This window comes from Streptomyces sp. CB02400, assembly GCF_001905725.1.
Taxonomy (GTDB): domain Bacteria; phylum Actinomycetota; class Actinomycetes; order Streptomycetales; family Streptomycetaceae; genus Streptomyces; species Streptomyces atrovirens.
Window position 1 is genome coordinate 273,128 of record NZ_LIWB01000006.1, and the last position, 17,396, is coordinate 290,523.

Below are 17,396 nucleotides of genomic sequence, written 5' to 3' on the forward strand. Positions count from 1 at the left end.
CCAGTACAAAAACCCGTTTGTGCAGCGTGCTGCGCTGCGCCTGCTCACGGACGTACCCGGGCCACCGGAACCGCGCCCGCCATAGACTCGTCACGTGCTGGACCTGACACCTCTCGCCCGCTTCGGCGACCGCGTCGCCACCGGGCTCCTCGACGTCACCGACGACCCCGCCGCCCTGGATTCCACGGGGTTCTGGGCCGTCGCCGCCGACTTCGAGGGCCGCCTGACCTGCGCCCGCTTCCGGGAGGTCCGGGAACAGCGGGTCCCCGCCCCCGTACCGGGGGCCTGGCGGGGGCCGGCGGCCGGCGACTGGACGTCCTCGCTCGACCGGGGCGCGTACACGACGGCCGTACGCCGTATCCGCGACCACATAGCCGCCGGCGAGGTCTACCAGGCGAACCTCTGCCGCGTCCTGTCCGCGCCCGTGCCGTCCGGCGCCGACGTGGACGCCCTCACCGCCCTGCTAGCCCGGGACAACCCGGCCCCGTACGCCGGAACGATTCGTCTGCCCGGCCACGGGGTGGAGATCGCCACCGCGTCGCCCGAGCTGTTCCTGCGGCGGGAGGGCCGGGTCGTCGAGTCCGGGCCGATCAAGGGCACCGGGCGCACCGAGGACGACCTGCTGGAGAAGGACTACGCCGAGAACGTGATGATCGTCGACCTGGTCCGCAACGACATCGGACAGGTCTGCGACACCGGCACGGTGACCGTGCCCGACCTGTGCGCCGTCGAGAAGCACCCGGGTCTCGTCCACCTCGTGTCGACCGTGCGGGGTGAGCTGCGGGACGGTGCGGGATGGCCCGAGCTGCTCGGTGCCGCCTTCCCGCCCGGCTCCGTCACCGGCGCGCCCAAGTCCAGCGCGCTGCGGATCATCGACGCGCTGGAGACGGCGCCCCGCGGCCCGTACTGCGGCGGCGTCGGCTGGGTCGACGCCGACCGCGGCACCGGCGTGCTCGCCGTGGGCATCCGCACCTTCTGGATCGACCGGACCGCGGGCGGCGACGCCGTCCTGCGGTTCGGCACCGGCGCCGGGATCACCTGGGGCTCCGACCCCGAGGGGGAGTGGCGGGAGACCGAACTGAAGGCATCCCGGCTGCTCGCGGTAGCGTCGGGAACGTACGAGGTGAGCGAAGGGACCCAAAGGTGAAGATCTGGCTCGACGGCGGACTGCAGGACACCGAGTCCGCCCGTGTCTCCGTCTTCGACCACGGACTGACCGTGGGCGACGGCATCTTCGAGACGGTGAAGGCCGTGGACGGCCGTCCGTTCGCGCTCACCCGGCATCTCGACCGGCTGACCCGGTCGGCCCGCGGGCTCGGGCTGCCCGACCCCGACCTCGACGAGGTCCGCCGCGCCTGCGCCGCCGTCCTGGAGGCCAACCCGATGCCGCTCGGCCGGTTGCGCCTCACCTACACCGGCGGTCACGGCCCGCTCGGCTCCGACCGCGGCGAGCACGGCCCGACCCTCGTGGTCGCGCTCGGGGAGACCGCCCGCCGCCCCGACTCCACCGCCGTCGTCACCGTCCCCTGGACCCGCAACGAACGCGGCGCGCTCACCGGCCTGAAGACCACCTCGTACGCCGAGAACGTCGTCGCCCTCGCCCGCGCCCGTGAGCGGGGCGCGTCCGAGGCGCTGTTCGGCAACACCGTCGGACAGCTCTGCGAGGGCACCGGGTCGAACGTCTTCGTCGTCCTCGACGGCGAGCTCCACACCCCGCCGCTCGCCTCCGGCTGCCTCGCCGGCATCACCCGCGCCCTCGCCGTCGAGTGGACCGGTGCCAAGGAGACCGACCTGCCGCTGGACGTGCTGGGGCGGGCCGAGGAAATCTTCCTCACCTCCACCCTGCGCGACGTCCAGGCCGTGCACCGCGTGGACGACCGTGAACTGCCCGGCGCCCCCGGCCCGGTGACCGCCAAGGCCATGCGGATCTTCGACGAGCGCTCCGGGGCCGACCTCGATCCGTGACGGAACCGAAAATCGGCTGATCCGGGGCATGGCAACGGGTAGAACACCTTTGATGACCACCACCCTGCGGCCGGCCGAGCCGCTTCAGCAGAACCCCGACGGCACGCGTTCGCGCCGCTACCGGGTGTGCGTGAACAGCCGTCCCGTCGGGACGGTCCATCTCGGCACGCATCCCGTCTTCGGCGATGCCGTCGCCCGGATCACGAACCTGTGCGTCGAGGAGCCGGACCGTCGGCGCGGCCGGGGCACGGTGGCCGCGCTCGCCGCGGAGGAGGTGGCGCGCGGCTGGGGGTGCCGCCGTATCGAGGCGACGGTCCCCGCCGACGCCCGGGCCGCCCTCGGGCTCGCCACGGCGCTCGGCTACGTCGTGCGCAACCGGACCATGGAGAAGGCCCTCGCGGAGACCCCGCCCGCGCTTCCGGAGGGCAGCGTGGCCCGGCCCATGACCGAGGCCGAGTTCGGGCCCTGGTCGGCCAAGGGCCAGGAGGACTACGCGGGGGACTGGATCAGGCGCGGGGTGCCGGAGGCCGAGGCGCGGGCCAAGGCGGCGAACGACCACGCCGCTCTGCTGCCCGACGGCCACGCCACCGAGGACATGCTCTTCAGCGTCCTCGAACACGAGGGCACGCCCGTGGGCACCCTGTGGCTGTCGGTGCGCGGGGAACGGGCCTACGTCTTCGACGTCGAGGCCGACGCCGCCCACCGCGGCCGGGGGCACGGACGCGCGCTCATGCTGCTCGCCGAGGCCCAGGCGGTCGCCGCGGGCAACCGGACCATCGGCCTCAACGTGTTCGCCGGCAACACCCCGGCCGAGCGGCTCTACGACTCACTCGGCTACGGCACGACGCAGTACTCGATGTACAAGCCGCTCCTGTGACGGTGGGCGGCATCCCGGGGTCAGGGAGTGTCGTTCGGATCTTCCCGGGGGAGCGAGGGGCCTGGCATGCACTTCCCCAGAGGGGGCCGGCCCATAGACCCCTCGGGGCGGCTGCGAGGCGCCGTCGCCTGAAGCCGGCCCGACCCGAACGGCGCCCCTAGCCCTCCTGCTCGGCCAGCAGCCGGTCCGCGATCTCCTCGACGCGCTCACGCAGACCCTCCTGGCTCTTGCCGCCGTCGAGGCGCTCACCGCCGATGACGTACGTCGGGGTGCCCGTCACCCCGATCGCCTTGCCCTCGGCCTGGTCCGCGTCCACGATCAGGATGTGCCGTCCGTCGATCAGCGCGGTGTCGAACTCCTCGGCGTCCAGGCCGAGTTCCCGGGCGATCTCGACGAGGAAGCCCTCTCCCCGGCGGTCCAGCTCCTCGACCCGTCCCAGCACGGCCTCGACGTACGGCCATCCCCGCCCCTGCTCCAGCGCCTCCTCGGCGGCCTGGGCGGCGGCGAAGGAGTGCTTGTGCTTCTCCAGCGGGAAGTGCCGCAGCCGCAGCTCCAGACGGTCGCCGTAGCGGGCCCGCAGGGCACGGAGGTCGTCGAGGGCGCTTCGGCAGTCCGGACACTGCAGCTCGCACCAGACGTCGAGGACGGGGGCGGCGGGGCGGGCGGGGGAGGAGTCACTCATGGTCACAGTCTCCCAGCCGGTCCCCGAACCTCCCAGCCGGGCCCCGGACCACCCAATCGGACGTCCGAAGGGCCGTCCTTCGTCTGTCCGGTGCGTCTCTCCAGCCCGCCTGGTGCTACGTCCCAGCCCGTCCGGCGTGTCTCTCCAGCCCGTCCGGCGGCTACGTCCCAGCCCGTCCGGCGTTTGAGGACGAGGCCCGTTCAGGGCCGAAGCGGGGGCCCGGGGGCGGCAGCCCCTGGCGGGGGAGCACCAACGCCGGGTGCCAGGAACACACCGGTGCTCGCACCTACGGAGGATCACCGACCCGGAGATGTCCCTGATGTCCGGCCGGAGCATGGCCCGGCCGGACCCCGCGGGTGCAGGATGGAAGGGACGAAGCGCCACAGCGACCCCACCTGCCTGGAGGACCGGATGATTGCCGAGACCGTCTGTTCCGCCGTCTCCGCGGCAGGCCTGGGCATCGCGGCGGTCACGGCCTACCGCAAACGCTTCCTCGCGGCCGCCCGCATCGCCGCCTACTCGCTCGTGCCCCTCGGCCTGGTGATGGCCGGCGTCGTCGACTGGCTGGCCGACACCGCCTTCAGCCCGACGGCATGGGCCGGCTTCGGAGTGCTCGGCCTGTCCTGGGTGCTGTTCGCGACCACCCGCACCGTGGAGCGCCGACGCGGCGGCACCCGTAAGGAGCGCAAGGCCGCGCGGGCCGCGGCACAGCCCGAGGCGGTGGCACCCGGGGCCTCCGCGCCCTCCCTGGCTCGGGGATCCCGCCCGGCCGCCCGTCCCGCTTCCGCTCCCGCCCCCACCTCCCGTGGCGAGGACGACTTCAGCGACATCGAGGCCATCCTCAAGAAGCACGGCATATGACGGTGGCGCGCCACGGGTGAATGCGCGCGACCGGCAGAAACGTCACAGTGGGTCCGCGAGCGCCCGGAAGTGATCACAACCCGAACCGTAGATCGCGGAATCGGCGATCAACACTCACTCCGTGAGCGTTGATCGCGTCGGGCGCTCCCGATGCGTCATCATCGCCGCGAGATGCTGGACACGACACAGAGCGATGCCGCGCAGCAGCAGGACGAGCCGCGTGGATGCCTCTTCGCCCTTTCCCAGCCACCGCTGATGATCTTCCTGGCGGTGATCGGGTGTCTGCTGCTCACGGCTGCCCTGCACGACCTGCTGTGGCTGTGAGCCGTACCCGCGGTACCCGGCGTCACCCGTCGGGACCGCGTCGGCACGGCATCGAGCCGCTCCGCCCGCGTGGGCGTCAGCCCGCCGCCTCCTTGCGCCGCGCCCGGTAGGCGGCCACATGCAGACGGTTGCCGCAGGTGCGGCTGTCGCAGTAGCGGCGCGAACGGTTGCGGGAGAGATCGACGAAGGCGTGCCGGCAGTCCGGGGCCTCACAGCGCCGCAGCCGCTCCTGCTCCCCGGCGACCACGAAGAACGCCAGCGCCATCCCGCAGTCGGCGGCCAGGTGGTCGGCCACGGAGGCGCCGGGCGCGAAGTAGTGCACGTGCCAGTCGTAGCCGTCGTGGTCGGTGAGCCGGGGCGTGGTGCCCGCGGCCGCGATCAGCTCGTTGATCAGCGTGGCGGCCGCGCGGGCGTCCGGAGCGGCGAAGACCGCCGCGAACCGGCCGCGGATCTTGCGCACCGCGGCCAGGTCGAACTCCGTGAGCACCCCGACCTCGCTGACCTCGTGCTGCCGTACGAACTCCTCGAGAGCCGCGACGTCCGGCAGCCCCTCCGGTGTCGTGTCGTCCTCCGGCGCGGAGTTCACCAGGTCCACCACGGTGTCGAGCGCGCACCGGGTGTCGTGGGTGATCAGCACAGTTCGCTCCCTGGCCTGGGGGTCGGGCGGGCGCCCGCCGATGCTGGCCGATGGTAGTGGCTCCGGCGCGTCCCGTACCTCCCCGCTCCGCACATGGCTTCGAATGCAACGCGCGGAGACCGGCCGTCGTTCCCGATCACCCGTTCGGCCGCCACCGGCCCGGCGTGCGCACAGCAGGACGGCGCCGCCCGCGGGACCCCGCGGTGTCGGCGCCGTCGTGTGTGAGCCGTATGCGGCTGCCCGTATGCGGCTGTCCGGGCCCGAGCCGTCTCCCCGAGTCGACGGCGCCGGGCGGCTTCGCGAGCCTCGCCTAGCTTTCCGCCAGGATGTGCGAGAGCTCCTGGTCGAGATCGAAGTGCCGGTGTTCCGTGCCGGGCGGCACGGCGGCGTCGGTGCGCTTCAGGAAGGACTCCAGAGCCCTTGCCGGGGCCTCGAGCAGGGCCTCCCCCTCCGGCGAGCTCAGGGCGATGCAGACGACGCCCTGACCGTGACTGCGCGACGGCCAGACGCGGACGTCGCCGGTGCCCGTGGGGCGGTGAAGTCCCTCGGCCAGGAGGTCGCGGGCGAACACCCACTCGACGGTTTCCTCGGCTCCGGTGTGGAAGGTGGCGTGCACGGCGTAGGGGTCGGCCGTGTCGTACCGCAGGCCTGCGGGGACAGGCAGGGAGGACTCGCTCGACACAACGAGGCGCAGGTGCAGCTCGCAGCTGACCGTGGTGTTCATAAGCGCCAGGGCCTTTCGCTCAGTGTGCGCTCGGGGATTCGCACGTCGGCCAAATCGACATGCCACCTACGGTGCCGTTGTAAACCCCTCTGAGTGTTTTGCGTGTGTTTACGTAACTCTTCCGGCCGAGAGATCGTTCGCGTCCTGCGTCCATTCCGGTGATGTGTTCGGCTCGGGTAGTGTTTGGATGTATGAACACGGGGAGTAACAAGTCTGGCGAGGCCGCGGTGGCGGCCCACGGGGTGACGGTGGACGAGAGCGAGAACCGGGACGGGCGAGCGCTCGGATCGCGCGCACCGGAGTTCGTCAAGGCGCGCCGGGCGCTGCACTTCAGCTGGCAGGTCGGCGTCTTCGTGGTCGGCCTCGCGGTCGTGGCGGCCGGTGCCGCGATGCTGGTGCTGCCAGGGCCGGGCTGGGTCGTGATCTTCGGCGGTATGGCGATCTGGGCGACCGAGTTCGTCTGGGCCCAGCTGGTGCTGCGCTGGACCAAGCGCAAGGTCACCGAGGCGGCCCAGCGGGCCCTGGACCCCAAGGTGCGGCGCCGGAACATCATCCTGACCTCGGTCGGCCTGGTGATCGTGGCCGCGCTGGCCGGTGTCTACCTGTGGAAGTTCGGTCTCGTGATGCCCTGGAAGATCGAGGAGCAGTGATGCGCGGCGGGGGGCGGGCGTACCGCTCCCCGCTGGTCACGGGCACCCCCTGACATGGGGTAATGTTCTTCCTGCGTCCGGGCGATTAGCTCAGTGGGAGAGCGCTTCGTTCACACCGAAGAGGTCACTGGTTCGAACCCAGTATCGCCCACCGGATCATCAAGCGGCCCGGCTCACGAATCGTGAGCCGGGCCGCTTTGTCGTGTGCGGCCGGCGTGGCGCGTCCGCGGCGGGGTGTCGCCGGGTGGGTCCCCTTCCGGTGTCTCCGCGGCGTTCCGCTTCCGGTCGTCTTCATCCAACCGTGACCTTCCGCCGCGCCCGTCCCGGTAGGCTTCGACATGTTCGGCCGGTCGGCCGCAGGGCTGCCACCTGGGCGTTTGTGGCCGGGCCGGGCCTTGCGGGCGAGGTGGCCGCCGCCGGTGCCGGGTCACGGCGCACATGAATTCCTGTCCGAATCATTGACGTGCCCGTAGGCCCTCCGTAACTTGTGCCAGCAAGCGCTTACTTGAAACGATTCATGAGGCGGACGCGAACGTCGCGGGGAGGCTCATATGCAGCAGGGTGGGAATGTGGAGAGGCGGACGATCCTCAAAGCGGCGGGGGCCTCGCTGGCCGTCGCGGGGATCGGCGCGACGGCCACCGCCTGTGGTGGCGGCAGCGGCTCGGGAGACGGGACGGTCACGATCCGTTACGCGTGGTGGGGCGGTGAGCCGCGCACCATCGCCATCAAGAAGACGATCGCGCTCTTCGAGAAGAAGTTCCCGAAGATCAAGATCAAGCCTGAATTCACCGACTACGAAGCGTTCTGGGAGAAGTTCCAGACCCAGGCCTCCGGCGGGAATCCGCCGGACGTTTTCCAGAATGCGGTCGGCTTCCTGCGCAAGTACGACAAGCGCGGTGTTCTGCTGGATCTCAAGTCGCAGGCGGACGCCGGAAACCTGAGCCTGGAGAACTTCCGCAACGGCGTCCTGGCGAACGGTCAGGTCGACGGCAAGCAGATCGCCGTCCCCGTCGGCGCCAACACCATGTCGCTCGTCATCGACCTCAAGGCCTTCGAGAAGGCCGGCGTGGAGGCGAAGTTCGGCTGGACCTGGGACGAGTACTTCGACGCGCTGCAGACGATCCAGGACAAGCTGAAGATCGCCGGCGACACCGGCTACTTCAGCATCATGTACCTCTACGACCTCTACCTGCGCCAGAACGGCAAGGCCTTCTTCACGGACACCGACCTCGGCTTCACCGAGGACGACCTGACGCAGTGGTGGGAGGACGGCTACAAGCGCGTGCGGTCCGGGCTCGTCGCCGACCCGAAGAAGGTCGAGCAGGTCAAGCCCAAGTCCGCGCTCTCGGCGGGCCTCGCGGCATCCGAGTTCACCTGGGACAACTTCTCCATCCGCTACGAGGGCGAGGGCGAGTCGGACTACGGACTCGCGCCGATCCCCACCACGGACGGCAAGGAGACCGGCCAGTACCTCGGCTCGCTGATGCTGAGCGCCTTCTCCGGGACCGAGCACCCCAAGGAAGTCGCCCAGTTCATCGACTTCATGGTCCACGACCCCGAGGTCGGCAAGATCATGGGCTACGACCGCGGCATCCTCGCCACCACCGAGCAGTACGAGGCGTTCACGCCCACCGACGCCAACAACAAGGGTGTCAAGGCGTACGAGGAAGAGGTGGCCGAGGCCGGCGTCCTCGGCAAGATCACCCCGCACCCGTCCGGCGCCGACGTCATCGAGGCCGCGTTCCTGCGCATCGGCGGCGAGGTCGCCCAGGGCAAGACCAAGCCGGCCGACGCCGCCAAGGCACTGTTCGGCGAGGCCAAGGCCGCGTTCGCCGGCTGAGGGGACGTACCACCATGACGCTCGTCAAGGAAGCGCCCGCGCGCCCGGCCGGGAAGCGGCCCGCCGCCCCCGCCGCCGGGCGGCGCGGGCGGCGCCGCGAGACTCTCGCCGGCTATCTCTTCATGTCGCCGTGGATCGCGGGGTTCCTGCTGCTCACGGCGGGACCGATGATCGCGTCGCTGTACTACGCGTTCACCAGCTACAACCTGTTCGCGCCGCCCAAGTGGATCGGCCTGGACAACTTCACGACGATGTTCCAGGACCCGCGCTGGCAGAAGTCGGTCGAGGTCACGCTCAAGTACGTCGTCGTGGCGACCCCCCTGAAACTGCTGCTCGCGCTCGGCGTCGCGCTGCTGCTCGCGCAGAAGCGGCGCGGACAGGGCCTGTACCGGGCCGCGTTCTACATGCCCTCGCTCGTCGGCGCCAGCGTCTCCGTCGGCTTCGTGTGGCGGGCGCTGTTCTCGGACGACGCGATCGTGGACCGTGGGCAGAAGGTCTTCGGTCTCGACGTGGGCGGCTGGATCGGCAACCCGGACTACGTCATCTACGCCCTGGTGGCCCTGAGCATCTGGCAGTTCGGCGCGCCCATGGTCATCTTCCTGGCCGGCCTCAAGCAGGTCCCGCAGGAGCTGTACGAGGCCGCCGAGATGGACGGTGCCGGACCGCTGCGCAGGTTCTGGAACGTCACGCTGCCGATGATCTCCCCGGTGCTGTTCTTCAACGTGCTGCTGGAGTCCATCCACGCGTTCCAGGTGTTCGGCTCCGCCTACGTCGTCTCCGACACCCGGTGCGGGCCCGCCGACGCCACGCTCGTCTACACCTGTTACCTCTACCAGAAGGGCTTCAAGGAGGCCCAGATGGGCTTCGCCTCCGCGATGGCCTGGACGCTGGTGATCGCGGTGGCGCTCGTGACGGCGGTCCTGTTCTGGTCGCAGAAGAAGTGGGTGCACTACGAGGAGGCCGCCAAGTGACCAGTGCCACCAGCCCCGCCCTGCCCACCGCGAACGAGCGGCGGCGCTTCGGATCGATCGCCTGGCACGTGGGCGCGCTCGTCGTCCTCGCGGTCGTCCTCTATCCCGTGATCTGGGTGGTCGGTGCCTCGTTCAAGCCGAGCAAGGACATCATCGCCAGCCTCGACCTGCTGCCCACCGAGCCGGTCTGGGAGAACTTCTCCGGGCTCGCCGACGGTATCTCGGGCATCCCGATCAGCAGCTTCTTCTGGAACTCGCTGATGTACGCGGTCCTCGCCGTGGCCGGTGTCGTCCTGTCCAGCTCGCTGACGGCGTACGCCTTCGCCAAGATCCGGTTCGCCGGGCGGAACCTGCTCTTCACGCTGATGATCGGCACGCTGCTGCTGCCGTACCACGTGCTGCTCATCCCGCAGTACGTGCTCTTCCGCAACCTGGAGCTCACCGACACCCTGGTGCCGCTCGTCGCGGGCAAGTTCCTGGCCACGGAAGCCTTCTTCGTGTTCCTGATGGTGCAGTTCATGCGCGGACTGCCCAGGGAACTGGACGAGGCCGCCAAGCTCGACGGCTGCGGGCACCTGCGCACCTACTGGTCGATCGTGCTGCCGCTGAGCCGGCCCGCGATCATCACCAGCGCGATCTTCACCTTCATCAACGCCTGGAACGACTTCATGGGACCGTTGATCTACCTCAACACCCCCGAGAAGTACACCGTCTCGCTCGGCCTGATGATGTTCCGCGACCAGGAGGGCGTCTCCAACTACGGCAGCATGATCGCGATGTCGCTGGTGGCGCTGGTGCCGGTCATCGCCTTCTTCATGGCCTTCCAGCGCTACCTCATCGACGGTATGGCGACCTCCGGACTGAAGGGCTGAGGCGGTCACCATGGCGCAAGCACGCGTGAAGGCCCGTACCGCGCGCAAGGAGTCCGTGTTCGGCGAGCGCTTCGGGGTCTTCGCCGAGTGCATGCTCACCGGCGTGTGGATCGCCGTGGCCTGTCTCGGGATCGTCACCTATCCCGCGGCCTTCGCCGCCGGCGCGCGGCACCTGCGGCGCCGTACCACCCACCAGGGCGGCGGCCTGCGGGAGTTCGTCACGGACTTCCGTACGGCCGTGCGCGGCGGGTGGGCCGTCGGGCTCGCCGGGTGGGCGGTGGCCGCCGCGGTCTGGGTGGACGTCCTGGCCGCGCGGGCCGGACTGCCCGGCGGGCCGCTCGTCGGGGCCGTCGGCGTCCTCGCGCTGATCGCGGCCGCCGTGGCCCTGCTGCGGGCGGCCGCCCTCTGGTCGCCCGGCACCACCTGGCGGGCGCTGCTCGCGGACGCCGGGCGGCGCACCGTGCTCGACCCCGCCGGATCCTTCCTGGTCGTCTGCGGGCTGGCCGTCGTGGCCCTGTCCGCGGGGTTCGTCCCGCCGCTGGCGGTCCCCGTCCTGGGGGCCGTCGCGGCGGCGGCCGTCGCCGTGGAGGAGCGGTACCGGCACCGCTGAGAGGCGGTGCCCCTCTTTTCGGGGTCGGCGCTCCGGCGCCGCACCTCTGTCTGTCATGCCCTTGACACCACCTTGCACCGCCGCAATGGAAAGGAAAGGCCATGTCCCCCATCCCCCGCAGGTCCCTGCTCAAGGCGGCCGCCGTCGCCGGCGCCGCCGCCCAGTTCAGCTGGGCCCTGGGAACGCAGAACGCCGCCGCCGCGCCCCGCGCGGAAGCCGCCGACGCCGAACCGGTGACCCTCGACTGGCTGGAGGACGGCGGCCTCGGCGCGGCCCCCGGCTCCACCGTCGGCGTGCCCTGGCCCAAGGGCGCCCACCAGGAGGACCAGACCTTCGCGCTGACCGACGCCGACGGGAAGTCCGTCCCCGTCCAGTCCTGGCCGCTCGCCTACTGGCCCGACGGCTCCCTCAAGTGGACCGCCCACGCCGTGAGTTCGGGCTCCGGCAAGCTCACCCTGACCACCGGGGCGCCCGCAGCACCCGAGAAGAAGGTCACCGTCGACAAGCGCGGCGGCACCATCGACATCTCCACCGGTGTCATCACCGCCAGGATCGGCAAGTCCGGCTCCACGATCGTCAGATCGGTCCGCCGCGGTTCGACCGAGATCGCCCGCGACGGCCGCCTCGTCGTACTGCGCCAGCCCGAGTACGAGGACGGCGACCAGACCACCGTCAGGACCGAACGCTTCGACGGCGCCATCTCCGACGTCACCGTCGAACAGGAGGGCCCCGTCCGCGCGGTCGTCCGCGTCGACGGCAAGCACCGCAAGGGCCACCGCGATCTGCTGCCCTTCTCCATCCGCCTCTACTTCTACGCCGGCGCCGACTCCTTCCGCATGGTGCACACCATCACCTACGACGGAAAGCAGGAGCCCGGCAAGGCGAGCGGCGACTTCATCCGCGGCCTCGGCGTCCGCTTCACCGTCCCCCTGCGCGACGAGTCCTACGACCGCCACATCCGCCTCGGCGGCGAGGGCACCGGCCTGCTCCGCGAAGCCGTCAAGGGCATCACGGGACTGCGCCGCGACCCGGGAGCCGCCGTCCAGGCCGCCCAGTTCGCCGGCGAGAAGCTCCCCGACCCCGCCACCTGGGACCAGCGGGTCACCACCCGCCTCCAGTACATCCCCGAATGGGGCGACTACACCCTCTCCCAGCTCTCCGCCGACGGCTTCACCCTGCGCAAGCGCACCAAGAAGGGCCACGGCTGGATCGGCGCCGGCGGCGGCCGACGCGCCTCCGGCTTCGGCTACGTCGGCGGCGTCAGCGGCGGCCTCTCCTTCGGACTGCGCGACTTCTGGGAGAAGCACCCCGCCCAGCTCGACATCCGCGACGCCCAGACCGACGAGGCCGAGGTCACCCTCTGGCTCTGGTCGCCCGAGGCCCAGCCCATGGACCTGCGCTTCTACCACGACGGCATGGGCCAGGACACCTTCCCCGAACAGCTCGAGGGCCTCAACATCACCTACGAGGACTACGAGCCCGAGTTCGGCACCCCGTACGGCATCGCCCGCACCTCCGAACTCCTCTTCTGGGCCAACGAGTCCACCCCGAGCGCCGACGAGCTCGCCGAACAGGTCGAGGCGGTCCGCGTCCTCCCGCAGCTCGCCGCCCCGCCGGGGCAGCTCATCGCCGCGGGCGTCTTCGGCAAGGGCCTGTTCGCCGAACCGGACCGCTCCACCCCCGCCAAGGCCAAGATCGAGGACCACCTCGACTTCCTCTTCACCTACTACAAGGACCAGGTGGAGCAGCGCCGCTGGTACGGCTTCTGGGACTACGGCGACATCATGCACACCTACGACACCGTGCGGCACCAGTGGCGGTACGACGTCGGCGGCTACGCCTGGGACAACTCAGAGCTCTCACCCGACCTGTGGCTCTGGTACGCCTACCTGCGCTCCGGCCGCGCCGACATCTTCCGCTTCGCCGAGGCGATGACCCGCCACACCGGCGAGGTCGACGTCTACCACATCGGCAAGTGGGCCGGCCTCGGCACCCGGCACGGCGTCCAGCACTTCGCCGACAGCGCCAAGCAGCAGCGCATCGCCAACACCACCTACCGGCGCTACTACTACTTCCTCACCGCCGACGAACGCGTCGGCGACCTCATGCACGCCAACGTCGACTCCGACGAGACCTTCCTCGCCCTCGACCCCCTGCGCAAGATCCGCACCGAGCCGTACACCCCCGACCGCAACGCCCTGTCCGTCGGCTTCGGCACCGACTGGAGCGGACTGGTCTCCGCCTGGCTCACCGAATGGGAACGCAAGGGCCCCAAGTGGGAGAAGGCCAAGGCCCGCGTCCTGTCCACCATGGAGACCATCGCCGCCCAGCCCAACGGCTTCGTCCAGGGCAGCGGCCTGTACGACCTCGACACCGGCAGGTTCGCCGTCGCCGACACCCCGAAGGTCGAGGTCTCCCACCTGTCGGCCGTCTTCGGCCTGAACGAACTCTGCGCCGAACTCATCGACCTCGTCGACATGCCGAAGTTCAACGAGGCGTACTACGACTACTGCCGCTACTTCAACGCCAGCAAGACGGAACAGGCCGCCCGCTACGGCTCCCACTTCGGCAGCCTGATCCTCTTCCAGGGCCACTCCCGCCTCGACGCCTACGCCGCCGTACAGACCGGCGACCAGAAGCTGGCCGACAGGGCCTGGCAGAAGTTCTACAACTCCGACGGCTACAAGGAGTCGGCACCCTGGAAGACCGAGAAGGTCAGCGGCCCGACGGCCCTGGTCGCCGGCGGTGAGGCCACCTGGGTGTCCACCAACGACACCGCGCTCTACGGCCTCGCCGCCATCGAGCTGCTGTCGCTGCTCGGGGACCGGATGCCGTAGACGCACACAACGGGCGCGGACGGGAACACTGCGTCCATGGACTGGAACCATCACCGCTTCCGCAGTCTGTGGACCCTGTCCGCGCCCGCCCCGGTGGTCTACCGCGTCCTGGAGCGGATCGAGGACTACCCCCTGTGGTGGCCCCAGGTACGGGACGTCACCCGGCTCGACGACACCAGCGGGATCATCACGATCCGCTCCCTCCTGCCGTACGACCTCACCTCGACCGTGCGGGAGGGCCGGCGCGACCCGGAGACCGGGATCCTGGAGGTCGGCCTCTCCGGCGACATCGACGGCTGGGCCCGCTGGACCGTCACCCGCCTGGGACCCCACGGCTGTCTCGCCCACTACGAGCAGGAGGTCGACGTCCGCAAACCACTGCTGCGCCTGCTCGCCGTGCCCGGACGGCCCGTCTTCCGCGCCAACCACGCACTGATGATGCGGGCCGGCCGGCGCGGCCTGGCCGCCCACCTGGAAGCGGTTTGAAGGAACCGTCCCCGGACCTGTATTGTTCAGTGCGTTCCCGGGCGATTAGCTCAGTGGGAGAGCGCTTCGTTCACACCGAAGAGGTCACTGGTTCGAACCCAGTATCGCCCACCATGTCGATGGCGGCTCGTGCCTGCAGAAAACGCAGGCCGAGTCGCCATCGTCCTTTCTGCGCGGCTGCGCCGCGCGCGGCGGGGGCTCCGCCACCCGCCCCCCTTTCCGAGCGCACCGCCCGTTCCAAGGCTCACGCCGCCGCCGACAGGTCCGGACGCAGCGGCCACGCCGGGTCCACCACCTCGTCCGTGCCCGTGCGCGCGAACCACGCCTGCAGCCCCCGCGCCTGCGCCGCGTGCCACACCGCCTGCAAGGGGTGCAGCTCGGCGGGGGACAGCCGCTCCAGCCGGGACGCGAAACGCCGCCCCACCGCACGGGTCACCTCCAGCGCCGCCGCCGCGTCCGCCGCCGCGTCGTGCGCCCCCTCCAGCTCGACCCCGTAGTGCGCGCACAGATCGGTCAGCGTGCGCCGGCCCTTGCGATAGCGGTCCAGATGCTTGTCCAGCACCCACGGGTCCAGCACCAGCAGCGGCGTCCGCTCGAACCAGCGGCCCAGCGACGACGCGCGGTGCCGGCGCAACTCCCGGTCCAGCAGCGTCAGATCGAACGGCGCGTTCATCACCACCAGCGGCCGGCCCACCCTGGCCTGCTCCGCCAGCGCCTGAGCCATCTCGTACATCACCGGCGCCGGCCAGCGGCCGTTGCGCTGCAAGTGATCGTCCGTCAGTCCGTGCACCTCCGTCGCCGCGGCCGGCACCGGCACCCCCGGATTCACCAGCCAACGGGTCACCCGCGGCCGGGCGCCCGGCGCGTCCTGCACGACGAGGGCGGCCGACACGATCCGGTCGGTCTCGACGTCCACACCCGTCGTCTCCGTGTCGAAAGCGGCCAACGGCCCTTCGTACCAGCACGCCATACCCAACAACCCCTCGTTCACCGTCGGCAGTCGACGCACCGTCCGCTGCCCGATCGGGTGATACCCGGCCTGTTTGCGCCGTACGCCGGAAGGAGACAACAGGAGTACGGGTCTTTGCAGTTCAACGACCCGCAGCGGGGAAACCCTTGTTCTGGAAGGCTGTTGGTCATGGCCATCGCGCAGCCCGAACGGGGCGGGCTGCTGCCCGAGCGCACGCCACCCACTCGCGGCACTCTCGCCACCACCGCCTGCATGGAGACACTGCAGGTCGGCTATCTGCACGCCGTCGCCGCCGCCGCGGGCTGCTCGCTGTCCCAGCCGTTCCCGGACAACGGCATCGACTGGCACGTCAGCCACAGCGCCGCCGGGCACGTCGTCGACGACGAGGTCACCATCAAGGTGCAGCTCAAGGCGACCTACCAGCTCCGCCCCCGCCCGCCCGGCCGCTCCTTCTCCTTCACGCTGGACAACGCGCACCTGGAGAAGCTCGCCCGCACCCCGGTCTCGGTGCACAAGATCCTGGTCGTGATGATCGTGCCGCGCTCCCAGGACGACTGGCTGCGCGCCGGCCACGACCGGCTCGACCTGAGGCACTGCTGCTACTGGACCAACCTCGCCGGACACCCGGTCACCGGCCGGCGCCGCACCACCGTACGGATCCCCACCTCACGCATCTTCGACGACCGGGCGCTGTGCGAGATCATGACGCGGGTCGGGACGGGAGGAAAACCGTGACGCACCGCCCGACCGGGGAACCCTTGAGGCCCGTACGCCCGCATCCCGCCGACGCCGCCCACGACGGCCGGCCGCCCGAGCCCGCCGACATCGACCCCGCCGTGCTCACCGCCCTCCTGCACCGGCACGGCTGGCAGCGGCGCGGCGGCGCCGCCGGACGCTACGACCGCTGGACCCCGCCCGGACCCGGCACCGGCACCAGTCTGCTGGTACCGGCCGGCCGCGCCTTCCCCGACAGCGAGGACCTGCTCACCGAGGCCCTGCAGGCACTGTCCCGCAGCGCCACGCCCTCCGCCCGCGAGATCCTGCTCGCCCTCGCCGTGCCCGGCGACGAGATCCACTGGTGGCGCGACATACCGGCGGGACCCGGCGGCGCCACCGCCTGGACCGCGGAGGAACAGCTGCGCTCCGCCGCCCGCCGGACCCTCCTCGCCGCCGCACTCGCCACCCGCGCGCGAGCCGGCTTCCACGGCGCCCGGCACCGCCGCCAGGCCGCCGCCGCACTGGACACCGTCCTCGTCGGACCCGCGGCCGGCGGTCGCCGGCTGACCGCGTTCGCCCCCGTCACCACCGGCCGCTCCCTCGCCGTACGCCTCCACCACGCCCTGTACGCCACCCGCGAGGCCATCGACTACCGCCGCGCCACCGGCGGCATGGACGCCTTCGACACGGCCGTCACGGCCGGCGTCAGCCATGAGCTCACCGAGGCCCTCGTCGCCCTGGTCCGGGGCACGGAGGGCGCCCGGATCGCCGTGGCCTGGGCCCCGGCGGCCGGCGTGCCCGAGGGCTGCGCCGCCGCGGAACCCGTCGAGTTCTCACCCGGCGACCTGCCCGTGCTGCTCGAGGCCGGCCTGCGCTACCAGCGCGCTGAGCCGTCGATGACGGTGCGGATCACCGGCACGGTGGTCCGGATGCACAGGTCGGGGCACCGCGGCGAGGGCACGGTCCGGCTGCGCGTACTCGCCGGGGCCGAGGTCGGCCACGTCCGGATCGCACTCGGCGAGGAGGACTACCGCGTCGCCGGACACGCCCACCTCGTCGGACTGCCGGTGCGGGTGCGCGGGCGGTTGGAGAGCCGGGGCGGCTTCCGCCGGCTCACCGACGTCGGCGAGCTGGCACCGGTGCAGGTCGACGAGGCCGAACGGGACCGGCTGATGAAGGCACTCCAGGCGAACGCCGAGACCGCTGCCTTCTTCGGCGAGGCCTGCGGACCGGACTGCGAGGACTGACACCGGACAGCGGGAACCGATATCGGACCGCGGGAACCGATACCGAACCGCGACAACCGATATCGGACCGCGGGAACCGATACCGAACCGCGACAACCGATATCGGACCGCAGGGACTGATTTCG

18 protein-coding genes and 2 tRNA genes are annotated in these 17,396 nt (G+C 71.0%); 16 read left to right on the forward strand and 4 right to left on the reverse strand.

The window, feature by feature from the left end; genetic code table 11:
* The first annotated feature begins 94 nt into the window (after positions 1-94).
* Genes AMK33_RS17410 through AMK33_RS17420 form a run of 3 tightly spaced genes read left to right on the forward strand, consistent with a single transcriptional unit; the run spans position 95 to position 2,842 of the window.
* Positions 95-1,147 (forward strand): chorismate-binding protein, encoded by a 1,053-nt coding sequence (locus tag AMK33_RS17410; RefSeq protein WP_073933737.1) that lies wholly within the window; start codon positions 95-97, stop codon positions 1,145-1,147.
* Positions 1,144-1,965 carry an aminotransferase class IV gene (locus AMK33_RS17415; protein WP_073933738.1) on the forward strand — a complete coding sequence of 274 codons (822 nt, stop codon included), beginning with the start codon at positions 1,144-1,146 and terminating at the stop codon, positions 1,963-1,965. Before AMK33_RS17410 ends, AMK33_RS17415 begins: the two co-directional genes overlap by 4 nt.
* Before the next feature lie 52 nt (positions 1,966-2,017).
* Entirely contained in the window at positions 2,018-2,842 is an 825-nt protein-coding gene (locus AMK33_RS17420; RefSeq protein WP_073933739.1) for a GNAT family N-acetyltransferase, read from the forward strand.
* A gap of 157 nt (positions 2,843-2,999) precedes the next feature.
* Here AMK33_RS17420 and AMK33_RS17425 read toward each other — a convergent pair whose 3' ends face one another.
* Positions 3,000-3,524 (reverse strand): DsbA family protein, encoded by a 525-nt coding sequence (locus tag AMK33_RS17425; RefSeq protein WP_107425132.1) that lies wholly within the window; start codon positions 3,522-3,524, stop codon positions 3,000-3,002.
* 411 nt (positions 3,525-3,935) lie between these two features.
* On the opposite strand from AMK33_RS17425, the gene AMK33_RS17430 reads away from it, so the two are divergent.
* Both AMK33_RS17430 and AMK33_RS42865 read left to right on the forward strand, forming a co-directional pair.
* Positions 3,936-4,385, forward strand: coding sequence for a hypothetical protein (locus AMK33_RS17430; RefSeq protein ID WP_073933882.1), 450 nt, complete (start codon positions 3,936-3,938; stop codon positions 4,383-4,385).
* A 171-nt stretch (positions 4,386-4,556) separates the two neighbouring features.
* Positions 4,557-4,709, forward strand: coding sequence for a hypothetical protein (locus AMK33_RS42865; RefSeq protein WP_167343513.1), 153 nt, complete (start codon positions 4,557-4,559; stop codon positions 4,707-4,709).
* 76 nt (positions 4,710-4,785) lie between these two features.
* On the opposite strand, the gene AMK33_RS17435 is transcribed toward AMK33_RS42865, so the two are convergent.
* Both AMK33_RS17435 and AMK33_RS17440 read right to left on the reverse strand, forming a co-directional pair.
* Positions 4,786-5,346, reverse strand: coding sequence for a CGNR zinc finger domain-containing protein (locus AMK33_RS17435; RefSeq protein ID WP_073933740.1), 561 nt, complete (start codon positions 5,344-5,346; stop codon positions 4,786-4,788).
* Positions 5,347-5,656: 310 nt separating this feature from the next.
* The gene (locus AMK33_RS17440) at positions 5,657-6,070 is read right to left on the reverse strand and encodes an SsgA family sporulation/cell division regulator (RefSeq protein ID WP_004002642.1); all 414 of its coding nucleotides are present in this window, start codon (positions 6,068-6,070) and stop codon (positions 5,657-5,659) included.
* Between the two features lie 191 nt (positions 6,071-6,261).
* Between AMK33_RS17440 and AMK33_RS17445 the strand changes: the two genes are divergently transcribed.
* From AMK33_RS17445 to AMK33_RS17485, 9 genes are all read left to right on the forward strand, one after another.
* Entirely contained in the window at positions 6,262-6,720 is a 459-nt protein-coding gene (locus AMK33_RS17445; RefSeq protein ID WP_073933741.1) for a TIGR02611 family protein, read from the forward strand.
* A 79-nt stretch (positions 6,721-6,799) separates the two neighbouring features.
* Positions 6,800-6,871 (forward strand) — tRNA-Val (locus tag AMK33_RS17450).
* 400 nt (positions 6,872-7,271) lie between these two features.
* On the forward strand, positions 7,272-8,561 hold the full coding sequence (locus tag AMK33_RS17455) for an ABC transporter substrate-binding protein (protein WP_073933742.1): 1,290 nt from the start codon (positions 7,272-7,274) through the stop codon (positions 8,559-8,561).
* 14 nt (positions 8,562-8,575) lie between these two features.
* Entirely contained in the window at positions 8,576-9,532 is a 957-nt protein-coding gene (locus AMK33_RS17460; protein ID WP_073933743.1) for a carbohydrate ABC transporter permease, read from the forward strand.
* On the forward strand, positions 9,529-10,404 hold the full coding sequence (locus AMK33_RS17465) for a carbohydrate ABC transporter permease (RefSeq protein WP_073933744.1): 876 nt from the start codon (positions 9,529-9,531) through the stop codon (positions 10,402-10,404). The genes AMK33_RS17460 and AMK33_RS17465 overlap by 4 nt, the downstream gene beginning before the upstream one ends.
* 10 nt (positions 10,405-10,414) lie before the next feature.
* Positions 10,415-11,014 carry a hypothetical protein gene (locus AMK33_RS17470; RefSeq protein WP_073933745.1) on the forward strand — a complete coding sequence of 200 codons (600 nt, stop codon included), beginning with the start codon at positions 10,415-10,417 and terminating at the stop codon, positions 11,012-11,014.
* Between the two features lie 101 nt (positions 11,015-11,115).
* Positions 11,116-13,851: an exo-rhamnogalacturonan lyase family protein gene (locus AMK33_RS17475; protein ID WP_073933746.1), complete on the forward strand. Its 2,736-nt coding sequence runs from the start codon at positions 11,116-11,118 to the stop codon at positions 13,849-13,851.
* Between the two features lie 36 nt (positions 13,852-13,887).
* The gene (locus tag AMK33_RS17480) at positions 13,888-14,337 is read left to right on the forward strand and encodes an SRPBCC family protein (protein ID WP_073933747.1); all 450 of its coding nucleotides are present in this window, start codon (positions 13,888-13,890) and stop codon (positions 14,335-14,337) included.
* A 39-nt stretch (positions 14,338-14,376) separates the two neighbouring features.
* A tRNA-Val gene (locus AMK33_RS17485) sits at positions 14,377-14,451 on the forward strand.
* 130 nt (positions 14,452-14,581) lie between these two features.
* On the opposite strand, the gene AMK33_RS17490 is transcribed toward AMK33_RS17485, so the two are convergent.
* Positions 14,582-15,307, reverse strand: a complete 726-nt coding sequence (locus AMK33_RS17490; protein ID WP_073933748.1) for a 3'-5' exonuclease — start codon at positions 15,305-15,307, stop codon at positions 14,582-14,584.
* A 168-nt stretch (positions 15,308-15,475) separates the two neighbouring features.
* Here AMK33_RS17490 and AMK33_RS17495 point away from each other — a divergent pair, with 168 nt between their 5' ends.
* Positions 15,476-16,042 (forward strand): DUF4365 domain-containing protein, encoded by a 567-nt coding sequence (locus AMK33_RS17495; RefSeq protein WP_073933749.1) that lies wholly within the window; start codon positions 15,476-15,478, stop codon positions 16,040-16,042.
* Positions 16,039-17,271 carry a hypothetical protein gene (locus tag AMK33_RS17500; protein WP_073933750.1) on the forward strand — a complete coding sequence of 411 codons (1,233 nt, stop codon included), beginning with the start codon at positions 16,039-16,041 and terminating at the stop codon, positions 17,269-17,271. Before AMK33_RS17495 ends, AMK33_RS17500 begins: the two co-directional genes overlap by 4 nt.
* The last annotated feature ends 125 nt before the right edge of the window (positions 17,272-17,396 follow it).

Coding starts and splice junctions, on each gene's coding strand:
- AMK33_RS17470 (WP_073933745.1), top strand. CDS start 10,415: ATGGCGCAAGCACGCGTGAAGGCCCGTACCGCGCGCAAGGAGTCCGTG.
- AMK33_RS17430 (WP_073933882.1), top strand. CDS start 3,936: ATGATTGCCGAGACCGTCTGTTCCGCCGTCTCCGCGGCAGGCCTGGGC.
- AMK33_RS17440 (WP_004002642.1), bottom strand. CDS start 6,070: ATGAACACCACGGTCAGCTGCGAGCTGCACCTGCGCCTCGTTGTGTCG.
- AMK33_RS17475 (WP_073933746.1), top strand. CDS start 11,116: ATGTCCCCCATCCCCCGCAGGTCCCTGCTCAAGGCGGCCGCCGTCGCC.
- AMK33_RS42865 (WP_167343513.1), top strand. CDS start 4,557: ATGCTGGACACGACACAGAGCGATGCCGCGCAGCAGCAGGACGAGCCG.
- AMK33_RS17460 (WP_073933743.1), top strand. CDS start 8,576: ATGACGCTCGTCAAGGAAGCGCCCGCGCGCCCGGCCGGGAAGCGGCCC.
- AMK33_RS17495 (WP_073933749.1), top strand. CDS start 15,476: ATGGCCATCGCGCAGCCCGAACGGGGCGGGCTGCTGCCCGAGCGCACG.
- AMK33_RS17445 (WP_073933741.1), top strand. CDS start 6,262: ATGAACACGGGGAGTAACAAGTCTGGCGAGGCCGCGGTGGCGGCCCAC.
- AMK33_RS17455 (WP_073933742.1), top strand. CDS start 7,272: ATGCAGCAGGGTGGGAATGTGGAGAGGCGGACGATCCTCAAAGCGGCG.
- AMK33_RS17425 (WP_107425132.1), bottom strand. CDS start 3,524: ATGAGTGACTCCTCCCCCGCCCGCCCCGCCGCCCCCGTCCTCGACGTC.
- AMK33_RS17480 (WP_073933747.1), top strand. CDS start 13,888: ATGGACTGGAACCATCACCGCTTCCGCAGTCTGTGGACCCTGTCCGCG.
- AMK33_RS17420 (WP_073933739.1), top strand. CDS start 2,018: ATGACCACCACCCTGCGGCCGGCCGAGCCGCTTCAGCAGAACCCCGAC.
- AMK33_RS17490 (WP_073933748.1), bottom strand. CDS start 15,307: ATGGCGTGCTGGTACGAAGGGCCGTTGGCCGCTTTCGACACGGAGACG.